This is a genomic window from Microbispora sp. CA-135349, assembly GCF_050947365.1.
Lineage (GTDB): Bacteria > Actinomycetota > Actinomycetes > Streptosporangiales > Streptosporangiaceae > Microbispora.
Window position 1 is genome coordinate 5,608,149 of sequence record NZ_CP192001.1, and the last position, 23,924, is coordinate 5,632,072.

At 72.0% G+C, this 23,924-nt stretch carries 24 protein-coding genes and 1 riboswitch; of the genes, 8 read left to right on the top strand and 16 right to left on the bottom strand.

Annotated elements, in window-relative coordinates; genetic code table 11:
• Nucleotides 1-32: 32 nt before the first annotated feature.
• From ACQPZZ_RS25825 to ACQPZZ_RS25850, 6 genes are all read right to left on the bottom strand, one after another.
• Nucleotides 33-770, bottom strand: a complete 738-nt coding sequence (locus ACQPZZ_RS25825) for a phosphatase PAP2 family protein (protein WP_432934541.1) — start codon at nt 768-770, stop codon at nt 33-35.
• Nucleotides 763-1,536 (bottom strand): phosphatase PAP2 family protein, encoded by a 774-nt coding sequence (locus ACQPZZ_RS25830; protein WP_432923057.1) that lies wholly within the window; start codon nt 1,534-1,536, stop codon nt 763-765. The genes ACQPZZ_RS25825 and ACQPZZ_RS25830 overlap by 8 nt, the downstream gene beginning before the upstream one ends.
• Nucleotides 1,533-2,543 carry a YihY/virulence factor BrkB family protein gene (locus tag ACQPZZ_RS25835; RefSeq protein ID WP_432923059.1) on the bottom strand — a complete coding sequence of 337 codons (1,011 nt, stop codon included), beginning with the start codon at nt 2,541-2,543 and terminating at the stop codon, nt 1,533-1,535. Before ACQPZZ_RS25835 ends, ACQPZZ_RS25830 begins: the two co-directional genes overlap by 4 nt.
• 266 nt (nt 2,544-2,809) lie before the next feature.
• The gene (locus ACQPZZ_RS25840; protein WP_432923062.1) at nt 2,810-3,532 is read right to left on the bottom strand and encodes a hypothetical protein; all 723 of its coding nucleotides are present in this window, start codon (nt 3,530-3,532) and stop codon (nt 2,810-2,812) included.
• Between the two features lie 181 nt (nt 3,533-3,713).
• Entirely contained in the window at nt 3,714-4,400 is a 687-nt protein-coding gene (locus ACQPZZ_RS25845; RefSeq protein ID WP_432923065.1) for a response regulator, read from the bottom strand.
• A gap of 17 nt (nt 4,401-4,417) precedes the next feature.
• The gene (locus tag ACQPZZ_RS25850) at nt 4,418-5,563 is read right to left on the bottom strand and encodes a sensor histidine kinase (RefSeq protein WP_432923068.1); all 1,146 of its coding nucleotides are present in this window, start codon (nt 5,561-5,563) and stop codon (nt 4,418-4,420) included.
• A 133-nt stretch (nt 5,564-5,696) separates the two neighbouring features.
• Here ACQPZZ_RS25850 and ACQPZZ_RS25855 point away from each other — a divergent pair, with 133 nt between their 5' ends.
• The gene (locus ACQPZZ_RS25855; RefSeq protein ID WP_363640050.1) at nt 5,697-6,638 is read left to right on the top strand and encodes an ABC transporter ATP-binding protein; all 942 of its coding nucleotides are present in this window, start codon (nt 5,697-5,699) and stop codon (nt 6,636-6,638) included.
• Nucleotides 6,635-7,477, top strand: a complete 843-nt coding sequence (locus tag ACQPZZ_RS25860; protein ID WP_432923071.1) for an ABC transporter permease — start codon at nt 6,635-6,637, stop codon at nt 7,475-7,477. The genes ACQPZZ_RS25855 and ACQPZZ_RS25860 overlap by 4 nt, the downstream gene beginning before the upstream one ends.
• 18 nt (nt 7,478-7,495) lie before the next feature.
• Here ACQPZZ_RS25860 and ACQPZZ_RS25865 read toward each other — a convergent pair whose 3' ends face one another.
• Nucleotides 7,496-7,888, bottom strand: coding sequence for a VOC family protein (locus tag ACQPZZ_RS25865; RefSeq protein ID WP_432923074.1), 393 nt, complete (start codon nt 7,886-7,888; stop codon nt 7,496-7,498).
• Nucleotides 7,889-7,938: 50 nt separating this feature from the next.
• Here ACQPZZ_RS25865 and ACQPZZ_RS25870 point away from each other — a divergent pair, with 50 nt between their 5' ends.
• Nucleotides 7,939-8,397 carry a MarR family winged helix-turn-helix transcriptional regulator gene (locus ACQPZZ_RS25870; RefSeq protein WP_432923077.1) on the top strand — a complete coding sequence of 153 codons (459 nt, stop codon included), beginning with the start codon at nt 7,939-7,941 and terminating at the stop codon, nt 8,395-8,397.
• A gap of 14 nt (nt 8,398-8,411) precedes the next feature.
• Here the strand turns inward: ACQPZZ_RS25870 and pgeF are convergent, their stop codons facing one another.
• Nucleotides 8,412-9,101: a peptidoglycan editing factor PgeF gene (gene pgeF, locus ACQPZZ_RS25875; protein ID WP_432934543.1), complete on the bottom strand. Its 690-nt coding sequence runs from the start codon at nt 9,099-9,101 to the stop codon at nt 8,412-8,414.
• 58 nt (nt 9,102-9,159) lie between these two features.
• On the opposite strand from pgeF, the gene ACQPZZ_RS25880 reads away from it, so the two are divergent.
• Nucleotides 9,160-10,203, top strand: a complete 1,044-nt coding sequence (locus ACQPZZ_RS25880) for a zinc-dependent alcohol dehydrogenase family protein (protein ID WP_432923080.1) — start codon at nt 9,160-9,162, stop codon at nt 10,201-10,203.
• Here ACQPZZ_RS25880 and glgA read toward each other — a convergent pair.
• Entirely contained in the window at nt 10,187-11,371 is a 1,185-nt protein-coding gene (glgA, locus tag ACQPZZ_RS25885) for a glycogen synthase (protein ID WP_432923083.1), read from the bottom strand. The genes ACQPZZ_RS25880 and glgA overlap by 17 nt on opposite strands.
• 85 nt (nt 11,372-11,456) lie before the next feature.
• On the opposite strand from glgA, the gene glgC reads away from it, so the two are divergent.
• Nucleotides 11,457-12,683, top strand: a complete 1,227-nt coding sequence (gene glgC, locus ACQPZZ_RS25890) for a glucose-1-phosphate adenylyltransferase (protein ID WP_363640039.1) — start codon at nt 11,457-11,459, stop codon at nt 12,681-12,683.
• A gap of 22 nt (nt 12,684-12,705) precedes the next feature.
• On the opposite strand, the gene ACQPZZ_RS25895 is transcribed toward glgC, so the two are convergent.
• From ACQPZZ_RS25895 to ACQPZZ_RS25905, 3 genes are read right to left on the bottom strand one after another with little or no spacing between them, the layout of a single operon-like run.
• The gene (locus ACQPZZ_RS25895; RefSeq protein ID WP_432923086.1) at nt 12,706-13,296 is read right to left on the bottom strand and encodes an Rv1733c family protein; all 591 of its coding nucleotides are present in this window, start codon (nt 13,294-13,296) and stop codon (nt 12,706-12,708) included.
• A gap of 44 nt (nt 13,297-13,340) precedes the next feature.
• The gene (locus ACQPZZ_RS25900; RefSeq protein ID WP_432923089.1) at nt 13,341-14,021 is read right to left on the bottom strand and encodes an enoyl-CoA hydratase/isomerase family protein; all 681 of its coding nucleotides are present in this window, start codon (nt 14,019-14,021) and stop codon (nt 13,341-13,343) included.
• A 29-nt stretch (nt 14,022-14,050) separates the two neighbouring features.
• Nucleotides 14,051-14,197, bottom strand: a complete 147-nt coding sequence (locus ACQPZZ_RS25905) for a hypothetical protein (RefSeq protein WP_432923092.1) — start codon at nt 14,195-14,197, stop codon at nt 14,051-14,053.
• A 183-nt stretch (nt 14,198-14,380) separates the two neighbouring features.
• Between ACQPZZ_RS25905 and ACQPZZ_RS25910 the strand changes: the two genes are divergently transcribed.
• Nucleotides 14,381-15,652, top strand: a complete 1,272-nt coding sequence (locus ACQPZZ_RS25910; protein ID WP_432923095.1) for a DUF5685 family protein — start codon at nt 14,381-14,383, stop codon at nt 15,650-15,652.
• 88 nt (nt 15,653-15,740) lie between these two features.
• Nucleotides 15,741-17,357, top strand: a complete 1,617-nt coding sequence (locus tag ACQPZZ_RS25915) for a hypothetical protein (RefSeq protein ID WP_432923098.1) — start codon at nt 15,741-15,743, stop codon at nt 17,355-17,357.
• Nucleotides 17,358-17,418: 61 nt separating this feature from the next.
• On the opposite strand, the gene ACQPZZ_RS25920 is transcribed toward ACQPZZ_RS25915, so the two are convergent.
• From ACQPZZ_RS25920 to ACQPZZ_RS25935, 4 genes are all read right to left on the bottom strand, one after another.
• A complete protein-coding gene (locus ACQPZZ_RS25920) occupies nt 17,419-18,474 on the bottom strand; it encodes a mechanosensitive ion channel family protein (RefSeq protein ID WP_432923101.1) in 1,056 nt (351 codons plus the stop codon).
• A 43-nt stretch (nt 18,475-18,517) separates the two neighbouring features.
• Entirely contained in the window at nt 18,518-19,528 is a 1,011-nt protein-coding gene (locus ACQPZZ_RS25925; RefSeq protein ID WP_432923104.1) for a ribonucleotide-diphosphate reductase subunit beta, read from the bottom strand.
• Nucleotides 19,519-21,732: a ribonucleoside-diphosphate reductase subunit alpha gene (locus ACQPZZ_RS25930; RefSeq protein ID WP_432923107.1), complete on the bottom strand. Its 2,214-nt coding sequence runs from the start codon at nt 21,730-21,732 to the stop codon at nt 19,519-19,521. Before ACQPZZ_RS25930 ends, ACQPZZ_RS25925 begins: the two co-directional genes overlap by 10 nt.
• 134 nt (nt 21,733-21,866) lie before the next feature.
• A riboswitch (cobalamin riboswitch) is annotated at nt 21,867-22,098 on the bottom strand.
• 45 nt (nt 22,099-22,143) lie between these two features.
• Nucleotides 22,144-23,082 (bottom strand): Bug family tripartite tricarboxylate transporter substrate binding protein, encoded by a 939-nt coding sequence (locus tag ACQPZZ_RS25935; RefSeq protein WP_432923110.1) that lies wholly within the window; start codon nt 23,080-23,082, stop codon nt 22,144-22,146.
• A gap of 211 nt (nt 23,083-23,293) precedes the next feature.
• On the opposite strand from ACQPZZ_RS25935, the gene ACQPZZ_RS25940 reads away from it, so the two are divergent.
• Entirely contained in the window at nt 23,294-23,917 is a 624-nt protein-coding gene (locus tag ACQPZZ_RS25940) for a hypothetical protein (RefSeq protein WP_432923113.1), read from the top strand.
• The last annotated feature ends 7 nt before the right edge of the window (nt 23,918-23,924 follow it).

Genomic DNA, 23,924 nt, shown 5'->3' on the forward strand with positions numbered 1-23,924 from the left:
CCCGGCCGGACCGTCGCGGTTCCGTGAACCGGTCAGGTCAGCGCGGCGCCGCGTACGACGCGCCTCGGCCTCGCACGCCGCGATCGCGTGATCGGCCGCAGCAGCAGCGCCTGGGCGAGCACGACCACGCAGAAGATCCCGAGCACGTAGCCCCAGCTCACGTCCGTCAGATGGTGCATGCCCCGGTAGAGCCTCGCCAGGCCGACCGCCAGGGCCGCTCCCGCGCCGAGCAGCCACCACAGCGCGTTCAGGATCGTGTGGCGGTGGGTGTGCAGGGTCAGCACGAGCGCGGTGCCGCAGTAGAACGCGACGGCGGCGCTGGTGTGCCCCGACGGATAGCTGGACGTCGGCGGCGCGGGATCCAGGTGCGGCACGTGCGGGCGGGCCCGCTGCGCGAACACGGTCGCGAGCAGGAAGATCGCCGACTGCGCGCAGACGGCGGCCACCAGGAAGACCGACTCCCGCCAGCGCCGGTAGACGACCCGGAAGAGGATCGCCATGATCGTCGTCACCACGATGATCACAGGGGTGTCGGACAGCATCGAGGCGTAGTGGGTCACCTCGTTCCAGAACGGCGTGCGCTCCTGGGCGATCTCACGGCTGACCGCCTCGTCCTGCGCGATGAGCGTCGAGTGCTCCAGGACCCTGGTGAGCAGCAGGCCGAGCCCGAGGGTGACGAGTGCCATGAGCACGAGCGGGAGCAGGACCCGCCGGGCCGCCTCCGCGGCGACGGATGACGACCGGGCACTCCGGGTGTCAGGTTTATGCACGGCGGTCAATTCGTCCTCCTTGGGGGGTGATTTCCCTCTTGGCCTCGGGCCCGACGCCCTCGCGTAACGGCTTGGCGGGCCGGCGGCCCACGTCACGACGGCGCCAGGTCTCGAAGGCGGCGGCCGTGGCGGCCACCACGGCCACGCCGAACACCAGCCCGCCCACCACGTCGCTGAACCAGTGCACGCCGAGCGCGATCCGGCTGAAGCCCACCGCCAGCGGGATCAGCACGGCGAGCGTCCAGGCGAGCACCCGCCCACGCTCCCGCACGAGGGGCAGGACGAGCAGCAGCAGGATCCCGGCGCCGAGCACGGCGTTGACCGTGTGTCCCGAGGGGAACGACGCGCCGGGGGCGATGGCGACGGGGTCCGGCAGGCTGGGCCGGGCCCGCGCGACGACGACCTTCAGGGCGAGGCCGAGCAGGCCGCCGACCGTGATCGTGGTGACCGCCCACAGGGCCAGGTGGTAGGCGCGACGCCAGACCAGCCAGGCGACCGCGGCGCCGACCGCGATCCGCCAGGTCAGCGGCGCGAAGACATCGCTGACCAGGCTCATCAGCCGGGCGAACCCGGGATTGCCGATCGCGTAGGCGTGCAGGTCCCACGCCGCTCCCTTGTCGATCTCGGTGAGCGGGCCGAAGGAGGTCTTGACGAAGACCAGCAGCACCGTGAAGGGCACCCCGATCAGTGCCAGCGCCGCCGTCGCCACCGTCAGCCGCAGGCCGAGCCGGTGCTCGCGGTCGAACCGCCTGCGCCACCAGCTCATCGGCCGCTCCCGGCCGCCTGCCGCTCCCGCCGTACGACCGGCGCCGGGCCGGGGTCGGGCTCGGCCGGCTCGCCGCGGCCCGCACGACAGGCCTCCAGCTGTGCCGAGAACGCCAGGCCGAGGAAGAGCGCCATCGAGCTGAGGAACGACCACAGCAGCAGCGCCATGACCGCCGTGAGCGGGCCGTACGTCGCGCCGAACGTGTGGCTGCCGGCGGTGTAGAGCGCGAGCAGCCAGGCGAAAAGCGTCCACAGCAGCACACCGACCGTCGCGCCGACCGCGAGCCAGGTGTGGCCCGGCTGCTTGCGCCGGGGCGAGGAGCGGAACAGCACCGAGATCGACAGGACGGCGAGCAGGAAGCCGACCGGCCAGCGCAGCCAGCCCCACAGCCGCTCGATGGTGTCGCTCCAGCCGTAGGCGTCCGCCGCCGCCTCGCCGACCGCGCCGCCGCCGACCAGGATGACGAACCCGACGCTCATGAGGAGGCCGGCTGTGACGGCCATCAGCAGCGCCCTGCCGTATTTGGCGATGAAAGGGCGGTCGCGCTCGATGCCGTAGATGCGGTTGGCCCCGCGCTCGAACTGGCCCATGGCGGTGGTCAGCGACACCAGCGCGGTCAGCAGACCGAGCCACAGGGCCAGCTTCCCTCCCGCGCCCGAGGCGTGGTGGCTCTGGCTGAGCGTCTCCTGGATGACCTGCGAACCCGCGCCGGGAGTCAGGCGCCGCAGGGTGAGCTCGAGGAGCCGGCCGAAGCGTTCCTGGTGCAGCACCGAGCTCAGGCCGACAACGGCGATCGCTCCCGGGATGATCGCGAGGCAGGTCTGGAACGCGAGGGCGCGGGCGTTGCTCGTGCCGTCGCCGTACCTGAACCGGACGTACGCGTCACGGATGAGGTGCCAGCCGCCGTACTGCCGTATGGCGGCGTAGGCGTCGTCGGCCGACAGTTCCTCGCCGCTCATGCTCCTGGTCTCCGGCACCGGAGTCGCGGTTCCCACGTCAGTCCTCACATGTCAGAGGGTGGGAACCCGCCTGAGGCCGGGTCGCGGGCCGGTCTCCGGCGGGTTCCCGCTGGCCCCCCGACTACCCCGATCACGCTGATTGGAACCCCGGCCGCCGGGAGATCGTCCGACTGCCGGTCGTCGCCCGGCCGCCGTCGACGGGCGTGAGGCGAGGCGCCGAACGCCTGACGCGTGACACGCCGCAGGACCGGCCCTGCGGGGCCGGTCCTGGTGTGGGTGCCACACGGTGGTTCTCGCGCTGCGACCGCCGAGGCCTACAGGACGGCGCAGCCGACGGTGACCGGGACCTTGGCGGACCAGCGGCCTGAGATCACGTCCTGGGCCTGGGCGTAGGCGTTGGCCGGCTTGCCCCCGCCGGAGCAGTCGAACACGCCCGTCTTCTTGCCGAAGCTCCCGGCGGTGTACCCGGTGTGACGGCTCGCGGTCACCGTGCCGCTCCAGAACACCTTGCCGCTGGTGTAGCGGATGTAGAGCCTGACCTGGCCGAGGTTGAAGTGGTCCCCGTTGATCTTGAGGCGCGGGATGTCGTCGACGGAGGTGCTGCTCGCCGTGCCGTCGCCGTTGTCCACCGGCGGGACGGTGTAACGGGTGACCCACAGCTTGGCCGAGACCACACGGGAGGCGGCGATGCGGTTCTGCACCTCGACATCGATCCGCTCCTTGCCGAAGACGCACACGTCGTCGCCGGGAAACGCGTTGCGCCACTCGAAGTCGTCCGTGCAGGTGTGCGGGCCGTTCGCCCCGGAGACCCAGCGGGACTCCTTGATGGCGTTGTCCTTCTGGACCTGCGCACGCTCCTGCGGGCTGACACAGACGTGGTCACTGGGGCGGGCCTCGCGCCAGACGTAACCCTCCAGGCAGGTGTCCGGGCCGTAGTCGCCGCCCGCGGAGGCCGGCCCGGCCATGAGCGTGACCGGGGCCGTCACCACCAGACCGGAGATCGCGGCGGTGGCCAGAGCGAGCAGGGGGCGTTTCATTACTGTCTCCTGTGAGTGCGGGCGGAAAGTGCGTCCCGGTCAAGCGGTCGCCGCCGGGTGGTCCGTACGCCCCCAGTGATAGGCGCGCCCGGTTGCACGTCCCTTGATCCACGCTTGCGATCACCCGCTGCAAGCGCCCCGCAAGCCCGATCTCACCTCTGCGACGCCTGCGCCCGGCGATTCAGCCGAGTTTGCGGGAGCTCACTTCGACCAGGCCGGCCTCGTAGGCGGCGATGACAAGCTGGGCTCTGTCCCTTGCGCCGAGTTTCGCCAGCAGGCTGCCGATGTGAGTCTTCACGGTGGCCATGCTGACCTGGAGCTGACGGGCGATCTCGGTGTTGGACAGGCCACGGGCGACGTGCAGCAGCACCTCCCGCTCCCGCTCGGTGACACCGGGCAGGGCACCGCCGCGGGCCGAGGGCGTCGCGGGCCCCGGACGCCGGGCGAACTCGGCGATGAGCCGTCGCGTGACCGCGGGCGAGATGAGCGCGTCCCCGCGCGCGACGACCCGGATCGCGGCGAGCAGATCGACGGGCGGCGTGTCCTTGAGGATGAAACCGCTGGCGCCCGCCCGCAATGCGCCGTACACGTATTCGTCCATGTCGAAGGTGGTCAGGACGAGCACCCGCGCGCTGCTCTCGCGGCTGGCGCAGACCTGGCGGGTGGCCTCGATACCGTCCATGTCCGGCATCTGCACATCCATCAGGATCACGTCGGGATCCTGCAGCGGCAGCAGCGTCAGCACCTCGCGGCCGGTCCCGGCCTCGCCCACGACCTCCATGCCGGGCACCGATTCGAGCAGAACACGCAGGGTGCCGCGGAGCAGCACCTGATCGTCGGCGACAAGCACCCGGATGCGCTCGGTCATGCCCCTCCAGCCCTCCGTCACGAGCGGTACGGCAATCTGGCCGCCACCCGGAATCCGCCCTGTTCCCGTGGGCCTGCGGTGAAGTCGCCGTCCTGGAGCAAGGCCCGTTCACGCATGCCGATGAGTCCGTGCCCGCCCGCCCCGGCGGTCGTGACCTTACCCCCTTTCCCGTTGTCGACCACCTCGACGAGAACCTCCCGGGATGTCACTGTCACCGAGATCGTGCAGGACACGCGCTCCCCCGTGCCGTCCGCCGCGTGCTTGATCACGTTGGTGAGCGACTCCTGGACGATGCGGAAGACCGCGCTCTCGACGCCGCGCGGCAGGTCCTGCCCGCCGTCGACGTTCAGGGTCACCTGCAGGCCCGCCTCGCGAGCCCGACCGGCCAACGTCTCCAAACCGGCCAGTCCGGGCACGGGACCCGGCGGGGAGTCCCCCGGATCGCCGGCGCCGGTCGAGCGCAGCACACCCACCATGCGGCGCATCTCGTCGAGCGCGGTACGACTGGTCGCCTGGATCACTTCCAGCGCCGCGACGGTCTCTCCGGGGCGTTCCCCTGCCACGTGCACCGCGACCCCGGATTTCATGGCGATCAGGCTGAGGCTGTGGGCGACGACGTCGTGCAGTTCCCGGGCGATGCGAACCCGCTCCTCGGCCACGGCGAGGCGAAGCCGCTGTTCGGCGATCCGAGCCGCGCCGGTCCGCCGTTCCCGCACGGTGAGGCCGAGCAGCCAGGCGGCCGCCATGCCCAGCCAGCTCAGCCCGATCAGCCCGAAGCCGCCCACGAGGCTGGGCTCGTGCGACATCGGCACCAGGACGGCGGCGCCGGCCAGGCCGGCCGCGAGGCCGAGGTAGGCGGGCGGGCCCGAGGTGGCCAGCCCGACCGTGTAGAGCACGAACGCCCACGCCGGCCACGGATTGATCAGCGCGCCGGCCCACACCCCGGCGGCCGCGACGGCCAGCACCAGGGCGAGCGTGGGCAGCGGCCGGAGCCTGCGCAGCGCGGCGGCCAGGCCCAGCCCGGCCCCGAACAGCCAGCCGTACGGCGGCATGGCCACCCGTTCGAGCGCCACCAGGCCGATCGGGACGGCCAGCACCACGTCGAAGGCGAGCAGATGACTGCGGCGTAGGCGCGAAGCCGTCAACGGACGGAGGCCACCCATGTGATCACCTTACGCAGCGCCCGGCCGGAGGGCATCCGCCCTGGGTCGGAGGCGGCGGCCTCCGCCCCGGGGCGGACAGGTCCAGACCTGGGCTCGATGACTCCGGGCCCGGACTTTCGCCATCGTGAGGGGCATGATCGAAGTACGGAATCTGACCAAGCGCCACGGACCGAGGACCGCCGTCGACGACCTGTCCATCCACGTGCGGCCGGGTCTGGTGACAGGGTTCCTCGGCCCCAACGGGGCGGGGAAGTCGACCACCATGCGCGCGGTGCTCGGCCTGGTCACTCCCGACTCGGGCGAGACCCTCGTCGGCGGCCGGCCCTTCCGATCGCTGGTCCGTCCGCTCTGCTCTGTCGGCGCACTGCTGGACGCGGACGCCGCCCACACCGGCCGCTCGGCGTACCACCATCTGTCCGTGCTGGCCCGCGCCGGCGGCATCGGCCGCCGGCGGGTGGCCGAGGTGCTGGACCAGGTCGGCCTGACGGACGTGGCGCACCGGAGAGTGGGCGGTTTCTCGCTCGGCATGCGGCAGCGGCTGGGGATCGCCGCCGCGCTGCTCGGCGACCCCGGCGTGCTCATCCTCGACGAGCCGATCAACGGGCTCGACCCCGAGGGCATCCGGTGGATCCGCGAGCTGCTGCGCACACTGGCGGGCGAGGGCCGGACAATCTTCATCTCCAGCCACGTGATGAGCGAGACGGCGCTGACCGCGGACCGGGTCGTCATCATCGGGCGCGGCCGGCTCATCGCCGAGGCGACCATCGGCGAGCTCCTCGCGCGATTTCACCGGGACGTGCTGGTGCGCGGCCCCCGGGAGGACGAGCTGAAGCGGTTGCTGCTCGCGCACGGCGCCGTGGTGCGCCCCGAGCCGGGAGGCGGACTGGCCGTCGGCGGCGGCCGTCGCGGCGCCGCCCGCCCTCCCGCGCCGGACAACGTGTGGATCTCCGAGCTGGCCGCCGCGCACGGCATCCCGCTGTACGAGATCACGCCACGCAGCGCGTCGCTGGAAGAGGCGTTCATCGAGCTCACCGACAGCAGCACCGATCACAGGACGGGACGGCGGCAGGCATGACAACCGGTGGCACCTATATCGCGAGCAGCCTCGTGGAGTCCGACGGCCGCACGCTGGAACCCTCGCGCGCGCGGCTGATGCGGGATCTGGTCGCGGCGGAGTGGCTCAAGATCCGCTCGCTGCGCTCGACGTACTGTCTGCTGGCGGTGCTGCCGCTGCCGATCGTGCTCGGCGGCGGGCTGGCCCTGAGCGCCGCCGGCTCATGGGAGCGTCTGTCCGGACAGGGCCGATCCGGGTTCGACCCGTCGGCGGCGGGCGGGACCGCGCTCCAGGTGACCTACCTGGTGCTGGCCGCCTTCGGCATCCTCGTCATCACCTCGGAGAGCACCACGGGCATGCTGCGCATGACGCTCACCGCCGTGCCACGGCGGCGCAGTCTGCTGACGGCGAAGGCGGTGGTGGTCGGCGTGGTGTCACTCGCGGCCGGCCAGGTCAGCTCGTTCGCCGTCTTCTTCGTCAGCCAGGCCGTGTTCGGCACCCGCGGCATCGGGGTGACGCTCGCGTCGCCGTACGCCCTGGCCACCGTGCTCGGTGCCGGGTTCAGTTGCATGGTGATGGGGCTGGTGGGGCTGGGAGTGGGGACAGTGCTGCGTTCGTCGGCCGGCGCGTTCATCGCGATCTTCGCTCTGCTGTTCGTGGTTCCCGCGCTGATCTCGCTGCTGCCCGCCCCGTGGGACGGGCGGATCGGCTCGCTCACCCTGCCGATGGCCTCCAACCTGCTGCCGGGCCGGATCCCCGGCGCGTGGCTGCCGCCGGCCGGGGCGGTGCTGGTGCTGCTCGGCTACGTCGCGCTCGCGCTCGCAGCCGCATCCGTCGCCATCACCCGCCGGGATCCCTGACTCCGTGCCCGGCTCTTCTCAGTAGGACTGGAGTTCGACGAGGTTGCCGTCGGGGTCGCGCAGGTGGGCGGTGCGGCAGGTCGGTCCCCATTCGGGCCGGTCGCCCGGCGGCACCACGACCCGGCCTCCGCACGCCGCCCCCGCGGCCACCGCGCGTTCGACGTCGTCCACGGTCAGGACCAGCATCGTCGTGTCGCCCGGGCCGCCGAGGCCGATGCCCGTTACCCGCTCCAGCATCGACCGGTCGAGCAGCGCGAGCACCGCCTCACCGCCGCGGTCCCAGTTGGCGTACGGCCCGTCCTGGTCGCCCTTGACGAGCCGGGCTCCGGCGACGCCGGTGAGCAGGCCGTCGTAGAAGCGGAAGGACTCGGCGAACCTGGAGGTGAGCACGCGAGGGTAGAGAGCGTCCATGGAAAGTCCTTGGTAGGCACCAACTATTGGTCTTGCCCTATCCTGCACTCATGACCGAGGTGCCGCAACTTCCCCCGTCTCTGCTCGGGATCACCGCGTTCCTGCTGTCGAAGGTGGGCGTCGCCGGGCGACGCCGCATGGGCGACCGGCTGCGCGGACACGGCATCGGCCTGTGGGACATGGCCGTGCTGGCCGCGCTCCGCGACTTCGGCCCCGCGTCCCAGCGCGAGCTCGGCGCCAGGCTGGGCATCGACCCCAGCGACCTGGTGGCGGTGATGGACACGCTCGTGCCGCTTGGCCTGGTGGAGCGCGAGCGCGACCCGGAGGACCGGCGGCGATACCGCGTCGCCGTCAGTTCCGCGGGCCTGGTCACGCTGGAGGCGGCCCTGCGCGAGGCCGGTGAGGTACGCGACGACGTGCTGGCCGCGCTGGACGAGGACGAGCGCGCGACCCTGCACGCGCTGCTCAGGAAGGCGTACGCCGGGCTGGAGCCGCGGGCACGCGCCTGAGCCGGGTCGGCGGATCAGCCGGTGGTCAGCCAGACGTATCCGGCGAAGCGCCCGGTGCGCCGCTCGCGGCGGTAGGAGTAGAGGTCGGCCGTCTCGATCGTGCAGCGGTCGTCGTGCCGGACGTCGGCCACGCCGGCCCGGGCGAGCTGGGCCGCGATCCCGGCCCGGATGTCGAGCGCGGGCGTGCCGTTCCGGGTCCGCGACCAGGTCTCCGGCACGCTGGCGGCGACGCGCTCGCGCAGATCTTCCGGCACCTCGTAGCAGAGCCCGCACGCCGACGGCCCGATCACGGCCGTCATCCGCTCCGGCCGCGCGCCGTTGGCCGTCATCGCCTCGACCAGGGCGGGCACCACGCCCGCCTCCGTGCCCGGCCGTCCCGAGTGCGCGCCGCCGACCAGCCCGGCCTCCGGATCGGCCACCAGCACGGGCGCGCAGTCGGCGACCAGGACCGCCAGGCCGAGCCCGGGACGGTCGGTGAACACCGCGTCCAGCGCGGGCGGGTCGTCCCCGAACGGCCCCTCGGCGTATGCGACGTCGGTGCCGTGGACCTGGCGCATGAACACCACCTGGCCGAGCCCGAACTCCGCGGCCGTCTTCGCCCGGTTCTCGGCGACCGCCGCGGGGTCGTCCCCCACCGCCCCGCCGAGGTTGCGCGTGCCGTACGGCCCGGCGCTCACGCCGCCGTTCCGGTCGGTGAAGGCCATGCGGACCCGATCGATCGCAATCACCCGATTAGCGTACGGCCAGGGAAAGGAGCGTGACATGCGTGCGGTGGTGTACGAGGAGTTCGGCGGGCGGGCCGGGGTGCGCGAGGTGGCGGACCCGGTGGCGCCGCCGGACGGTGTGGTGATCAGGGTCGAGGCGACCGGGATGTGTCGCAGCGACTGGCACGGGTGGATGGGCCACGACGCGGACATCACCGTCCTGCCGCACGTGCCCGGCCACGAACTGGCCGGGGTGGTGGAGTCGGCGGGCCCGCGGGTGACCCGCTGGCGGCCGGGCGACCGGGTGATGACGCCGTTCGTCTGCGCCTGCGGGAGCTGCCGCGAGTGCGTCGCCGGTAACCAGCAGGTGTGCGAGCGCCAGACGCAGCCCGGCTTCACCCACTGGGGATCGTTCGCCGAGCTGGTCGCGATCGACCACGCCGACGTGAACCTCGTACGGCTGCCGGACGGCATGGCGTTCGCCACGGCGGCGAGCCTGGGCTGCCGCTTCGCCACGGCGTTCCGCGCGGTCGTCGACCAGGGGCGGGCGCGGGCGGGCCGGTGGCTGGCCGTGCACGGCTGCGGCGGGGTCGGGCTGTCGGCCGTGATGATCGGCGCCGCCGTGGGCGCGCGGGTCGTCGCGGTGGACGTGTCCCCCGCCGCACTCGACCTGGCCCGGCGGTTCGGCGCGGCCGAGTGCGTCCTGGTCGCCGAGGGCGACTCGCCCGAAGAATCGGCCGCCCGGGTCAGGGCCGCGACCGGGGGCGGCGGCGCCGACGTCTCGCTCGACGCGCTGGGCGCCCGCGCGACCTGCGCCGCCTCGATCGGCAGCCTGCGCAGGCGCGGCCGTCACGTGCAGGTGGGCCTGCTCCCCGGGGAGACCTCCCTGCCGATGGGCCGGGTCATCGCGCACGAGCTGGAGATCGCGGGCAGCCACGGCATGGCCGCCCACGCCTACCCGCCGATGCTGGAGCTGATCGCGGCGGGCGTGCTCCGCCCCGACCTGCTGGTCACCCGCACCGTCGGCCTGGACGACGCGCCGGACGCGCTGACCCGGCCGGGCGCGCATCCGGGCGTCACCATGATCATCCCTGGCCGGTGAGCGACGCGTAGAGCTCGTGGGTGCGCTCGGCGATCCGCCGCCAGGAGAAGTGGTCGATCGCGCGCACGCGCCCGGCCTCGCCCATCGCGGCCGCGAGGCGCGGGTCGCCGAGCACCCCGTTCACCCGCTCGGCCAGCGCCGCGGCGAACGCCTCCGGGTCGTGCGGCTCGCCGTCGGGACCCTGGTCGATCGGGACGAGCAGGCCCGTCTCGCCGTCGGCGACCACCTCGGGGATGCCTCCGGTCGCGGTCGCCACGACGGCGGTCTCACACGCCATCGCCTCCAGGTTCACGATGCCCATCGGCTCGTACACCGAGGGGCACACGAACACGGTGGCGTGCGTGAGGATCTGGATCACCTCGGGCCTGGGCAGCATCTCGGAGATCCACACCACGCCCTTGCGGGAGGCCGACAGCTCGCGCACGAGCGCCGTGACCTCCTCGGCGATCTCCGGCGTGTCGGGCGCGCCCGCGCACAGCACGAGCTGCGCCGCCGGGTCGAACGACCGGGCCGCGTGGAGCAGGTGCACCAGGCCCTTCTGCCGGGTGATGCGCCCCACGAAGACGACGTACGGCACGGCCGGGTCGATGCCGTGCTTCACCAGGGCCTCGGTGCCCCGGGACGGCGCGTACTCCTCGGTGTCGATCCCGTTGTGGATCACCCGCACGCGCTCGGCGGGGATCTCGGGGTAGGCCGTGAGCACGTCGCGGCGCATACCCTCGGACACCGCGATGATCGCGTCGGCATCGTGGAGCGCGGTCCGCTCCGCCCACGACGACAGCGTGTAGCCGCCGCCGAGCTGCTCGGCCTTCCACGGCCGCAGCGGCTCCAGGCTGTGCGTGGTGGCCACGTGCGGCACGCCGTACAGCATCTTGGCGACGTGGCCGGCGAAGTTCGCGTACCAGGTGTGGCTGTGCACGACGTCGGCGCCCTCGCAGCCGGCGGCCATCTCGACGTCGACGCCGAGCACCTGCAGGGCGGCGTTCGCGCCCGACAGCCCTCCGGGGACCGCGTAGGCCCGCACTCCGGGCTCCTCGCGCGGGGCGCCGAAGCACCGCACCCGCACGTCGGCCAGCCGGCGAAGCTCCCGCGCGAGGTACTCGACATGGACTCCGGCACCGCCGTACACCTCGGGCGGATACTCACGGCTCAGCAGATCGACACGCATACGAGTGAGCTTAGAGTCCCTGATTGACACCGATTGCCGGTGTCCCTGGTGTTTGTTAGCCGTTTCGGGGGTTAAGGTCCTGCCTATGAAGGTCCTGGCGATCGTGCTCGCGGGTGGAGAGGGCAAGCGGCTGATGCCGCTGACCGCGGATCGGGCCAAGCCCGCCGTGCCCTTCGGCGGCATCTACCGGCTCATCGACTTCGTCCTGTCGAATCTGGCGAACGCCCACTACTGGCAGATCGTCGTGCTGACGCAGTACAAGAACCACAGCCTGGACCGGCACATCTCCCGGACGTGGCGGCTGTCGTCGATGCTCGGCAACTACGTGACCCCGGTGCCGGCGCAGCAGCGGCTCGGGCCGCGCTGGTTCGCCGGATCGGCCGACGCGCTGTTCCAGAACCTCAATCTCATCTACGACGAGATGCCCGATCACGTGATCGTCTTCGGCGCGGACCACATCTACCGGATGGATCCGCGCCAGATGGTCGACCAGCACATCGACTCGGGCGCGGACGTGACCGTCGCCGCGATCCGCCAGCCCCTCGAACTGGCCGACCAGTTCGGGGTCATCGAGGCGGACCCCTCGGGCCGCCGGATCGTCGCGTTCCGCGAGAAGCCGAAGGACGCGGTGGGCCTGCCCGACGCCCCCGACCAGATCTTCGCCTCGATGGGCAACTACGTCTTCAAGACCCAGGCCCTGATCGAGGCCCTGCGCGAGGACGCACTCGACCCCAGCAGCAAGCACGACCTCGGCGGCAACATCATCCCGATGTTCGTCAAGAGCGGCGGCGCCGAGGTGTACGACTTCGCGCACAACGTGGTGCCCGGCTCCACCGAACGCGACCGGGGCTACTGGCGCGACGTGGGGACGCTCGACGCCTACTACGAGGCCAACATGGACCTCATCTCGGTGCAGCCGGTCTTCAACCTCTACAACGACCGGTGGCCGATCTACACCGGCAACGATCCGCTGCCGCCGGCGAAGTTCGTGCACAACGAGGGCGACCGGGTGGGGCACGCGATGGAATCGCTCGTGTCACCCGGGGTCATCGTGTCGGGCGGCACCGCGCTGCGCTCCATCCTGTCCCCCGGCGTGGTGCTGCACTCCCACTCGCACGTCGAGGACTCGGTGCTGATGGGCAGCGTGAAGGTCGGCAGGGGCGCGATCGTCCGCAAGGCCATCATCGACAAGAACGTGGTCATCCCCGACGGTGCCCGGATCGGCTTCGACCTGGAGTACGACCGCCAGCGCTTCGCGGTGACCCGCAGTGGTGTGGTCGTGATCGGGAAGAACGAGATCGTCGACCGCTGAACGCCCGGCGATCGGCGGGCGTTCAGCGGCCGTTGATCCGCCACATCGGCTCGACCACGGTCCACTGGGCCTCCCACACCCGGCGGGCCCGGCGCTGGTTGACCAGGCGGGTGCAGGTCACCAGCAGCGCGAGGAGCGCGCCTGCGGCCAGCGGCATGCCCGTGCCGACGGTGAGCGCGGCGACCACCGTGGTCTCCCGGTCCTGCGGCCGGGGCGTGATCGCGCCTTTGCCGTCGGTCCAGACGCGCACCGTCTCGCCCGCGTGCCTGCTCGGCGGGACCTCGATGACACCGGCTCTCGCCGTGCCGTCGGGGGCCACCCAGGTGGCCTGGGCGTGCCCGACCGCCGCTCCGGCCACCGACAGCCGGGGCGTCGTCACGTCACCGGTCAGCGTGGCGACGACCTGATGCCGGTTGTGCGCCTGCCGGGCCTCGGCTCTCAGGCCGTTGCCGTACTCGCGTATGCCGAGCATCACGCCGGCCACGACCGCGACCACGACCCCCAGCACCGCGGCAAGCCGGACCAGCGCTTCGACCCGGTCGCACCGGCGCCGAAGCGGATTCCTATCAAGTCCCAGCCAGCGGACGAACCTGGCGAATGGCTTCTGCGACATCTCACACCTCACAGGGTCATTACCACTGCGAGTCCCGTTTATGCCTATTTTGCATCCCAAGAGAATCCAGGGGAACGCCTCTCCCGATATGCCTGGACACCTTCGTCCATTTCCCCGCTCTCCCTCGCCTCCCACTGCCAGGCGCGCACCTCGGTCTCCCCGGCCCGGCCGTCGATGATCTGCTTGGCCGCGGTCAGCGTCAGGCGGGACCGTCCGGCGATCGTGGCGGCCAGGCCGTACACGCGCTCGCGCAGGCTCTCCGGCGGGCAGACCTCGTCGACGAGGCCCATACGCAACGCCTGATCTGCGTCGATGAGCTCGGCCGAGAAGAGCGGCAGCTTCGCGGTGGCGGGCCCGGCGATCTGTGCGAGCCGCCGCGTGGAGCTGAGCGGATAGACGATGCCGAGCTTGGCCGGGGTGACGCCGAAGCGGGCGCCGGAGGCGGCGAGGCGCAGGTCGCAGGCGAGCGCGAGCTGGCATCCGCCGCCGACGCAGTATCCCTCGATCATCGCGATCACGGGTTTGGGAAAGGTCATGAGCGCGTGCTCTGCGACCACGGTGAGACCGGTGTCATCGTCGTTATCGCCAAGCTCATGAATTTCCGAAATATCAGCACCGGAACAGAAAGTCGCACCGGCGCCGGTAAGGATGAGGACGCGTACCTTCATACCGGCGGCCAGGTCCGCCTGGATGCCCGGCAGCGCCCGCCACATCGCGGCGGTCATGGCCCGTGCTCATGGTCGCACTCCTCTCCTCATTCGGCTCCGCGGGCGGCCTCGTCCCTCGGCCCACCGCTCCGCTCACTCCTCGGCTCGCCGCTCATACGCGTGGCGGGCCGGTCGAGGGTCAGGGTGGAGACGTGCTCGTCGAGGGTCAGTTCGAACCCGTCGATACCATGCATCTCTCGATTGTCCAGGTCATCCGCCCGGCTCCCGCGGCAGGGGCCCGCCCGCGACGGCATCGCCCGCGCACCGGGCTGATGCCGCGCGAACGGCCTCCCGGCTTTTTCCTCAAATTCCTCTCTGGTGGCATAATCGCCGCGCAGCGGGATGATCCCGTACGCATAACCCCAAGGAGTCTCTGGGTGTTCGGGATCCTCCGGCCGTGTGCCCGCCACTCCTGCCCGTCCGTCCACGAGGCCTGGCGCGCGCACCTGTGCGGGCTGTGCCTGACACTGCGGGACCGGCACGGGCACCTGGCCCGCATGGCGACCAACTACGACGGCCTCATCCTGTCCGTCCTGACCGAGGCGCAGTCGCGGGTTCACTCAGGGGCCCGATCAGGGGCCGGGCCGCGAGCGGGGACGGGGCCGAACCGGCGCACCGCCGGGCCCTGCGCGCTGCGCGGCTTCCGGCCGGCGCAGGTGCTGCCGTCGGACGACGCGGGCGCCCGACTGGCCGCCGTGGTCTCGCTGGCCCTCGCCGCGGGCAAGATCCGCGACCACGCGTCCGACGGCGACGGGATCGCGGCCCAGCGCGTGGCCGGTGTCCCGATGCGCGTCACGGCCGCCGCCTGGGCCTCGGCCGCCCGCCGCGGCGCGGAGTCGATCGGATTCGACACGGCCGTCCTGACCGAGGTCTCGGCCCGCCAGGCGCTGCTCGAGGCGTCCCCCGGGCGCGCCCTGCTCGACGTCACGGAACCCACCGAGACCGCGGTGGCCGCGGCCTTCGCGCACACGGCCACGCTCGCGGGCCGGCCGGGCAACGCCGAGAGCCTGCGCGAGGCCGGACGTTTCTTCGGCCGGATCGCCCATTTGATCGACGCGGTCGAGGACCTCGCCGAGGACCGGGCCCGAGGGGCCTACAACCCGCTCGACGCGACCGGCACCTCGCCCACCGAGGCCCGTCGGGTGTGCGAGGACGCGCTGCACGGGCTGCGCCTCGCCGTACGCGACCTCGACCTGGAGGAGCGGCACCTGGTCGAGGCGCTGCTGTGCGGCGAGACCCGCCGCGCCGTCGACCGGGCGTTCGGGACACGGGCCCACGGCGCCGCCTGCGCGGCGCACCGCGCGCCGGCCGGGGACACCTCCCCGGCGCCGCCGGACGCCCCGCCCGGCGGCTCCCCCCAGGGCCCCGGCGACCGCCCGGGGCTCGGACTGACGGCGGCGGCCGGGGTGGCGGTCTTCCTGACCTGCGGGCTCTATCGCCCGCCGTGGAGCACCGAGCGGAACGCGCCATGGCACGAACGCTGCTTCTGCGACCAGTGCGACTGCTGCGACTGTTGCGACTGCTGCTCGTCCTGCTCCGACGGAAGCTCGGGCGACGGCGGCTCGGGCGACGGCGGCTGCGGTGACGGATGTTGCTGTGGTGACGGGTGTTGCTGCGGTGACGGGTGCTGCTGCGACTGCGGTTCCTGAGGCCGGACCCCACGCCTGTGCGGCGCATCGGCGACCGGGCCCGCCGGAGTGCCGGGCCCCTAGGAAGATCGGCGATATCGTCGTGCCCATGCGGAGATCGCGGCCCCCCTTCCGCCGGCTCACCCCCGCCGAGCGACGGCTGTGGGACGCCTATCCCACCGGCGCCTGGGTCGACCTGCGCCATGGCCGGGCGGTGGACTCCTCCTCCGGCGGCGCGTGGGGCTCGAAAGGCTTGTGGGGCGGCTCACGGGTGGTCCGCGCCGAGGTGATCGCCGCCTTGGTGCTCGACCGGGGCGCCGGCGGATCGCCCTGGGTGCCGGGTGTCCGGCTCGCCGGAGCCCGGATCGTCGGCGACCTCAACCTGTCCGACGCCACGATCGAGGCGAAGCTCCACCTGCTCGACTGCCACATCGCCGGAACGGTCTCGCTCAACGACGCCAGGACCAGGGGCGTACGGCTGCGGCGCTGTGACATCCTGCGCTTCCGAGCCAGCAGGGCCACGATCGACGGGCTGCTCGACCTCGACGGATCGGTCGTCCACGCGGGGGTGCGCCTGGACAACGCCCACGTGACCGGGCAGCTCCGGCTCTCCGGCACGCGCGTGGGCACCCCCGGCGAGGCGCCGTACCGCGAACCGGGGGCGGACCCGGCGGAACCGGGTTCCTGGGGACTGGGTTCCCGGGGACTGAACGGCTGGAACGGGCCGGAGGGATCGGAGGAGCCGCGGACCTGGGAGTCGGTGGCACTGTGGGCCGGCGGGCTCGTGGTGGACGGCAGCGCCTTCCTGCGCGACATGCGGGCCACGGGCGGGCTGCGGCTGATCGGCGCCCGCTTCTCCAGCGGGCTCTATCTCCAGGGCGCCGTCATCACGACGGACGGCACTCCCGCCGTGCACGCCGACCACCTGCAGGCCGCCGCGGCCGAACTCGGCGCGGGGTTCACCGCCGACGGGACCGTACGGCTGCGCGGCGCGCGTATCGGCGGGGTCCTGTCGTTCCACGGCTCGGTGCTGCGGGCACCGGGACGGGTGCTGCACCTGAGCCACATGCAGGCCGACGAGCTCATTCTGCTGCCCGAGTCGATCGAGGGCGAGGTCAACCTCGGCTACTCCCGCCTGGGGGTGCTGTTCGATCGCCCGGAAGGCTACCCGGGCGACGTGCGGCTCAACGGACTGACGTACGAGTCGCTGCGCGGGCCGGCGACCCTGGCGGACCGGCTCTCCTGGCTGCGGTGCGATCCCGGCGGCTACCTGCCCCAGCCGTACGAGCAACTGGCGGCCTATTACCGGCGGATCGGGCACGAGCCGGACGCGCGGCGGGTGCTGCTGGCCCGGCAGCGGGCCCGGCGGCGGACGCTGCGGCTGCCCGGGCGGCTGTGGGGCCGGCTGCTCGACGGCCTCGTGGGGTACGGCTACCGGCCCTGGCTCGCCGGCCTGTGGGCCGCCCTGCTTCTCGCCACGGGCACGATGATCTTCACCCAGTGGCCGCCGCATCAGATCGGGCTGGACGAGTCGCGCCACTTCAACGCGTTCGTCTACACGCTCGATCTGCTCGTGCCGGTGAGCGTGTTCGAGCAGCGGGGCGCCTGGGAGCCGGCCGGATGGACCCAGTGGCTGGCGAACGGTCTGGTCGCCGCGGGCTGGATCCTCGCCACCGCGCTCATCGCCGGCGCGAGCAGGCTGCTGCGCCCGTCCAACGCCCCCTGACACCCGCCGCCCGGCTCCCAAGGCCCCAAGCCCCGATGATCAGGCAGGTGATCCGGCGGGGTCAGCGGGCGGGGGTGTCGACGCGCAGGCGGGGAAGGCTCTCGGGATACTTCTCGCGGATGAACCCGACCAGGTGCTCGCGGATGTCGCAGCGCAGGTCGAAGGCGCTCGCCGAATCGGCCGCGCTCATCAGGGCGCGCAGCTCGACCAGCCCGCCCGGGGTGATGTCGGTGACCTGGAGCGTCCAGTCCTTCTGGTCCCACAGCGGGTTGTCGCGCAGCGCCCGGTAGAGCTCGGCGCGCACCTCCTCGACCGGGACCGACCAGTCCACGCGCAGGTACACGCTGCCGAGGATGCGGCTCTCGTGGCGCGTCCAGTTCTCGAACGGGTTGGTGGTGAAGTAGGACACCGGCAGGATGAGCCGCCGTTCGTCCCACAGGCGCAGCGCCACGTAGGTGAGGGTCAGCTCCTCGATCCGGCCCCACTCGTCCTCCACCACGACCACGTCGTCGAGCCGCAGCGCGTCGCTGAAGGCCAGCTGCAGCCCGGCCAGCATGTTGCCGAGCGTGGACTGGGCCGCGATGCCGCCCACCACACCGGCGATCCCGGCGGAGGCGAGCAGCCCCGCGCCGAGCGCCCGCACCTGCGGGAAGGTGAACAGCATCGCCCCGAGCGCGAGCACCACGACGACCGCCGCCGACACCCGGCGCACCAGCGCGATCTGGGTGCGGATGCGCCGGGCCCTGCGGTTGCGCTCGCCCTCGACCCGCGTGAGCCGGTCGAGGACGACGTCGGTCACCGCGTACGCCGCCTGGATCATCAGCCAGGTCACGCAGGCGATCAGCAGCAGCGACAGCACCTGCTGGAAGCCGTGGGAGTCCGACCCCGGCATGTCGGGGTCGTAGGCCGCCTTGACGGTGCCGACCACCGCCGAGGCAAAGCCCGGCCAGGTGCACCGGCGCACGAACGGCCCGGCGAGCGCCCATCGCTCCCCTATCAGGCGTGATTTGAGCACCCGCCGGACCAGTTCCACCGCGGCGATCGCCGTGGCCACCGCGATCGCCAAGGTCGCCCAGTTCCATGCTGCCGCTGTGACGGCGCCCCCTGTCGTCGTCATGGGGTTCCCTTTGCCCTTTATGGGAGCGCCGAAAACAGCGAGATCAGAAGGCTTCGTCGAAGCTGACGTCGCCTTCGACGGCCACCTGGTAAGCCGAGACCCGGCGCTCGAAGAAGTTCGCCAGCTCCTGCACGTCCTGGAACTCCATGAAGGGGAAGGGGTTGTCCGTGCCGTACCGCACGGGCAGGCCGAGCCGGGCGAGCCTGCGGTCGGCGACGTACTCCAGGTAGCGCCGCATGTTGTCGGCGCTCATGACGCCGTGCCCGTCGCCGCACAGGTCGCGGGCGAAGGCGAGCTCGGCGGCGACCGCCTCCTCCATCATCCGCGTCACCTGGGCCGCCAGCTCGGCGTCGAACAGGTCCGGCTCCTCGCGGCGCACGGTGTCCACCACCTCGAAGGCGAACTCCATGTGCATCGACTCGTCGCGGAACACCCAGTTGGTGCCCGTGGCGAGGCCGCCGAGCAGGCCGCGCGAGCGGAACCAGTAGACGTACGCGAAGGCGCCGTAGAAGAACAGGCCCTCGATGCAGGCGGCGAAGCAGACGAGGTTGAGCAGGAAGGCCCGCCGGTCCTCCCGGGTCTCCAGCCGGTTCAGCTCGCTGATCGAGTCGATCCAGCGGAAGCAGAACTCCGCCTTGTCGCGGATCGACGGGATGTGCTCCACGGCCGCGAACGCCTTGACCCGCTCGTCGTGGTCGGGCAGGTAGGTGTCCAGCAGCGTCAGGTAGAACTGGACGTGCACCGCCTCCTCGAACAACTGGCGGCTCAGGTACAGCCGCGCCTCGGGGGCGTTGACGTGCTGGTAGAGGTTCAGCACGAGGTTGTTGGCCACGATCGAGTCGCCGGTGGCGAAGAACGCCACGAGCCGGTTGATCAGGTGCCGCTCCCCCTCGTCGAGGGTCGCGAGGTCGGCGAGATCGGAGGCGAGGTCGACCTCCTCCACCGTCCAGGTGTTCCTGATCGCCGCGCGGTACCTCTCGTAGAACCCGGGGTAGCGCATCGGGCGCAGGGTCAGGTCCATACCGGGGTCGAGCAGCATCGTTCTCATTGGCATGCCTCGCAGATTTCCGGGTTCTCAAGGGAGCAGGCGACGGCCTCATCGGGGGTGACGGCCGGCACGGTCGTCTGGGCGATCCTCGTCGCCGGACGGGAGCGCAGGTAGTAGGTGGTCTTCAGGCCCGACCGCCAGGCGTAGGCGTACATCGAGGAGAGCTTGCCGATGGTGGGGGCGGCCATGAAGAGGTTGAGCGACTGCGACTGGTCGACGTACGGCTGCCGCGCGGCGGCCAGGTCGATGAGGGCCTTCTGCGGGAGCTCCCAGGCGGTGCGGTAGAGCGTCCTGATCTCGTCTGGGATGGTCGTGATGTCCTGGATCGAGCCGTCGTTGAGCTTGATCGCGTCGCGCATCGGCCTGGTCCACAGGCCGAGGGCCTGGAGATCGCGCACGAGATACCGGTTGACCTGGAGGAACTCTCCCGACAGCGTCTCGCGCTTGAAGACGTTGGACACCTGCGGCTCGACGCACTCGTAGCAGCCTGCGATCGAGGCGATCGTGGCCGTCGGCGCGATCGCGACCAGCAGGGAGTTGCGCAGCCCGGTCTCCGCGATCCTGGCCCGCAGCGCGGCCCACTCCTCCGGGTGCGCCGGTGCGCACGGGAAGTGGTCGGGGTGCAGCACGCCGCCCGCCGCCCGGGTCTCCTCGTAGGCGGGGTGGCGCCCGCGTTCGACGGCCAGGTCGGCCGAGGTGCCGTACGCCGCGAGCGCGATCTCCTCGGCGATGCGGGTCGACAGCGTGAGCGCCTCCGGCGCGTCGAACGGCAGGCGCAGCGCGAAGAACACGTCGGCGAGGCCCATGACGCCGAGCCCCACCGGCCGCCACTTCCGGTTGGCCGCCTCCGCCTCCGGCGTCGGGTAGAAGCCGAGGTCGATCGTCCGGTCCAAGAACCGCACGGCGGTGCGGACGGTGGCGCGCAGCCTGCCGAAGTCTACGGCGTCCCCCTCGGGGGTCAGGTGGGCGGCCAGGTTGACCGAGCCGAGGTTGCAGACGGCGGTCTCGCCGTCGCTGGTGACCTCCAGGATCTCGGTGCAGAGATTGGACAGGTGGATGACGTTGCCGGGCAGCGCGGTCTGGTTGGACGCGCGGTTGGCGGCGTCCTTGAACGTCATCCAGCCGTTGCCGGTCTGGGCGAGGGTGCGCATCATCCGGGCGTACAGGGCCCGGGCGGGCACCTGCCGGACATATCGCCCGGCGGACTCCAGTTCGCGGTAGCGGGCGTCGAACGCCTCACCCCACAGGTCGGTCAGCTCGGGGGTCTCCTTGGGGTCGAACAGCGACCACGTGCCGTCCGCCTCGACCCTGCGCATGAACTCGTCGGGCACCCAGTTGGCCAGGTTGAGGTTGTGGGCGCGGCGCGACTCCTCGCCCGTGTTGTCGCGAAGCTCCAGGAACTCCTCGATGTCGGCGTGCCAGGTCTCCAGGTAGACGCAGGCCGCGCCCTTGCGCCTGCCGCCCTGGTTGACCGCCGCCACCGACGCGTCGAGCGTGCGCAGCCACGGCACGATGCCGTTGGACAGGCCGTTGGTGCCCCGGATGAGCGAGCCGCGCGAGCGCACCCGGGTCCAGGCGACGCCGATGCCGCCGGAGTACTTCGACAGCCGCGCCACCTGGCCGTACCGCTCGTAGATGCTCTCCAGCTCGTCGCGCGGCGAGTCGAGCAGGAAGCACGACGACAGCTGCGGCCGGCGGGCGCCCGAGTTGAACAGCGTCGGCGAACTGGGCAGGTAGGCCAGGGTGGACATCAGGCCGTACAGCTCGGCCGCCTCCGCCACCGAGGCCGACAGGCCGCAGGCGACCCGCAGCAGGAAGTGCTGCGGGCGTTCCAGCACCCGCCGGGTGACCGGGTGACGCAGCAGGTAGCGGTCGTAGACCGTGCGCAGCCCGAAGTATTCGAAGCGGTCGTCGGCCGCCGGGTCGATCAGCGCGTCGAGCGACTCGGCCTCGTCGGCCACGAACGCGGCGACGACGTCGCCCAGCAGCCCGGCGGCGTGGGCGGCCGCGACCGACTCGGAGAACGTGCGCACCCCCTCGGCCGCCGCCTCCTCCGCGATCAGCCCGTTCAGCAGCCGGGCCGCCCGGCGGGAGTTCTCCGGGTCGGCGATGACCCCGGCCGCCGCCTCCTCGATGGCCTGCCACACGGCCGCCACGTCGCGCGCGCCGTCCGCCCGCGCCAGGCCGGGCGCCGGGTCGGTGATCGTCATCAGATGCCCCCTCCTCGTCGTTCCGTGTCCGGCCGGATCGGAGAAGGGGGATGCCGCGGCGCACGCGCACGAAACAGACGTGCCGTGACGGTGCGGCGAACCCTCCCGCGAGGCCCGGCGCGGGGCGCGCGCCCATGCGCGCGCCGTCACTGGCAGGTCTTCGGACTCGCGGGCGTCCGGCCGGGCTCACGCCCCACCGGTCCTACTGGCCGTCGCTTCCCGGGCGCGCTCGCGCCCAGTGCTTGAGGACACAGCACCGTGCTGTGCCGACGGCGGTCGTTCCCGCTCACCGCTGCGGGGCAGTCCCGGATTCGCACCGGGTTCCCTCTTGCCTCACCTAGGTGAACCAGCAACGCGATGGATCCTACATCTTGTGGCCCTGATCGCAACCGGCCCTACAAGTTGTGTTTTTCAGTGCAATCCGAGATCATTGAGCAGCAGAGCCGTACGGCGCGCCTCGACGGTCAGCCATTGCCGGAAGTCGTCGCCCTCGAGCCACATCGGCGTCCAGTCGTTACGCTCGCACAGGCTCCGCCATCCCGGAGTGCCGGCGACGGCCCGGCACAGATCGAGCAGGGCGTCCCGCCCGGGCGTGCCAGGCGGAGCGATCAGCCCGGTCCAGTCGGCGTACACGATCCGTACGCCCGACTCCGACAGCGTCGGCGCGTCCACTCCGGGCAGCCGCTCGGCGGAGGAGACGGCGAGCGGCCGCAGCCGTCCGGCGCGCACGTGGGGGGCGACCTCGCGCCTGCTGCCGAACCCGAGAGCGATCCGCCCGTCGAGGACCGCGGCGACGGCCTGCGCCCTGGTGTCGAACGCGACGTAGTGGAGCAGGCGCGGGTCGGCTCCCAGGCCCCGCGCGGTCAGGCCGAGCAGCAGGTGCTCCGGACCTCGGTCGGCGCCGCCGCCCACTCCGGGCCCGCCGGGGTCGCGCAGCAGAGCGGCGGCGAACTGCTCGAACGTGCGGTAGCCCGAGTCGGGAGAGGCGACCAGCACCTCCCACTCCCCCGCCAGCCGAGCGAGCGGGACGGCCCTCGTGACCAGGAGCGGGTCACGGGTCAGCGCGCAGGCGGCGAGCAGCGCCGGGTCGGCGATCACCAGATCGGTCCGCGGCCCGCCCGGCCGGGCGAGCAACTGCCCGCCGTCACCGGTCTCCCGCCTGATCCGTACGGCCCGGGCCCAGCGGCGCCCCTCGATGAGCGCCTTGAACCCGGCGGCGACGCCGTCTCCGCATCCTCCGGGCGGCCCGGGGACCGCGAGAGAGAGCTCCCTCCGGTACGGCGGCGCCTGGACGCCACACGCGCCCGCGAGGGCCAGGGCTCCCAGCGCGAGGACCGTACGGCGTCGCATGTCGGCACCCTCCCGCCCGAAGAGTCCCTTACACGCACAGACTATGAGTAACCACACCATGTCACCACATAACGGACGTTACGGCTGCGGCGATCGATGCGGGTCGCGGCGGTGGCCTGCGGGAGCACGAGGGCCGTGCCGCTTGCTGCCGGAGGACGTGGACATGCGGGAGGGCGGCCGCGCTTCGCGCCCACACCCCTACCCTGTCCGGATGGGCACCGACATCTACGGATTCATAGAGATGCGTCACCCGCACGCCGACGAGGACTGGTACGAGGGAGACGCGTGGAGCGTTTCCCTGCCTCTTTACCCGCTCTATGGCGTCAATGACTACGCGTCGCTCGGTTGCCTCTTCGGCATTCGCAACCGGCTTGGCTGGACCCCTGTCGCGGCCGGCCGGGGCCTGCCGGCCGACGTTTCGGGACCCGTCCGTACCCACTATGAGGACTGCGCGCGGATGGATGCCGCCATTCATGGCAGCACGTGGGTTTCATGGGCGGAGCTTCGTGATCTGGACATGACCGTCCGCCCCGCCGCCCGAGGAGTGCTCGATGTGCATTCGGAAGGCGGCCACTCGATCACGCGGTATCGGATCGACGACCGGTGGCCCGATGAGGTCGTCGAGCGGTACGGGATGCCGCCCTTGGGCACCTCGCCCCTCGGGGCCCCCGCGGGCCGCTGGGAGGTTTCGGGACAGACCCTCGAGTACGGCCCGGTGACGCGACTGGACGTGCTGGGACCGGGCACCGGGTGGGAGCACGTCTTCGCGGTGATGCGGGCGCTGGCGCAGCGATTCGGACCCGAAGGCGTGCGCCTGGTCGTCTGGTTCGACTGAGGGCGTC

Bases quoted from the DNA above. Each gene is read 5' to 3' on its own strand.
- ACQPZZ_RS25830 (WP_432923057.1), bottom strand. From the start codon at position 1,536: ATGAGCTGGTGGCGCAGGCGGTTCGACCGCGAGCACCGGCTCGGCCTG.
- ACQPZZ_RS25840 (WP_432923062.1), bottom strand. From the start codon at position 3,532: ATGAAACGCCCCCTGCTCGCTCTGGCCACCGCCGCGATCTCCGGTCTG.
- ACQPZZ_RS25845 (WP_432923065.1), bottom strand. From the start codon at position 4,400: ATGACCGAGCGCATCCGGGTGCTTGTCGCCGACGATCAGGTGCTGCTC.
- ACQPZZ_RS25850 (WP_432923068.1), bottom strand. From the start codon at position 5,563: ATGGGTGGCCTCCGTCCGTTGACGGCTTCGCGCCTACGCCGCAGTCAT.
- ACQPZZ_RS25855 (WP_363640050.1), top strand. From the start codon at position 5,697: ATGATCGAAGTACGGAATCTGACCAAGCGCCACGGACCGAGGACCGCC.
- ACQPZZ_RS25860 (WP_432923071.1), top strand. From the start codon at position 6,635: ATGACAACCGGTGGCACCTATATCGCGAGCAGCCTCGTGGAGTCCGAC.
- ACQPZZ_RS25865 (WP_432923074.1), bottom strand. From the start codon at position 7,888: ATGGACGCTCTCTACCCTCGCGTGCTCACCTCCAGGTTCGCCGAGTCC.
- ACQPZZ_RS25870 (WP_432923077.1), top strand. From the start codon at position 7,939: ATGACCGAGGTGCCGCAACTTCCCCCGTCTCTGCTCGGGATCACCGCG.
- pgeF (WP_432934543.1), bottom strand. From the start codon at position 9,101: ATGGCCTTCACCGACCGGAACGGCGGCGTGAGCGCCGGGCCGTACGGC.
- ACQPZZ_RS25880 (WP_432923080.1), top strand. From the start codon at position 9,160: ATGCGTGCGGTGGTGTACGAGGAGTTCGGCGGGCGGGCCGGGGTGCGC.
- glgA (WP_432923083.1), bottom strand. From the start codon at position 11,371: ATGCGTGTCGATCTGCTGAGCCGTGAGTATCCGCCCGAGGTGTACGGC.
- glgC (WP_363640039.1), top strand. From the start codon at position 11,457: ATGAAGGTCCTGGCGATCGTGCTCGCGGGTGGAGAGGGCAAGCGGCTG.
- ACQPZZ_RS25895 (WP_432923086.1), bottom strand. From the start codon at position 13,296: ATGTCGCAGAAGCCATTCGCCAGGTTCGTCCGCTGGCTGGGACTTGAT.
- ACQPZZ_RS25900 (WP_432923089.1), bottom strand. From the start codon at position 14,021: ATGACCGCCGCGATGTGGCGGGCGCTGCCGGGCATCCAGGCGGACCTG.
- ACQPZZ_RS25905 (WP_432923092.1), bottom strand. From the start codon at position 14,197: ATGCATGGTATCGACGGGTTCGAACTGACCCTCGACGAGCACGTCTCC.
- ACQPZZ_RS25915 (WP_432923098.1), top strand. From the start codon at position 15,741: ATGCGGAGATCGCGGCCCCCCTTCCGCCGGCTCACCCCCGCCGAGCGA.
- ACQPZZ_RS25920 (WP_432923101.1), bottom strand. From the start codon at position 18,474: ATGACGACGACAGGGGGCGCCGTCACAGCGGCAGCATGGAACTGGGCG.
- ACQPZZ_RS25925 (WP_432923104.1), bottom strand. From the start codon at position 19,528: ATGCCAATGAGAACGATGCTGCTCGACCCCGGTATGGACCTGACCCTG.
- ACQPZZ_RS25930 (WP_432923107.1), bottom strand. From the start codon at position 21,732: ATGACGATCACCGACCCGGCGCCCGGCCTGGCGCGGGCGGACGGCGCG.
- ACQPZZ_RS25935 (WP_432923110.1), bottom strand. From the start codon at position 23,082: ATGCGACGCCGTACGGTCCTCGCGCTGGGAGCCCTGGCCCTCGCGGGC.
- ACQPZZ_RS25940 (WP_432923113.1), top strand. From the start codon at position 23,294: ATGGGCACCGACATCTACGGATTCATAGAGATGCGTCACCCGCACGCC.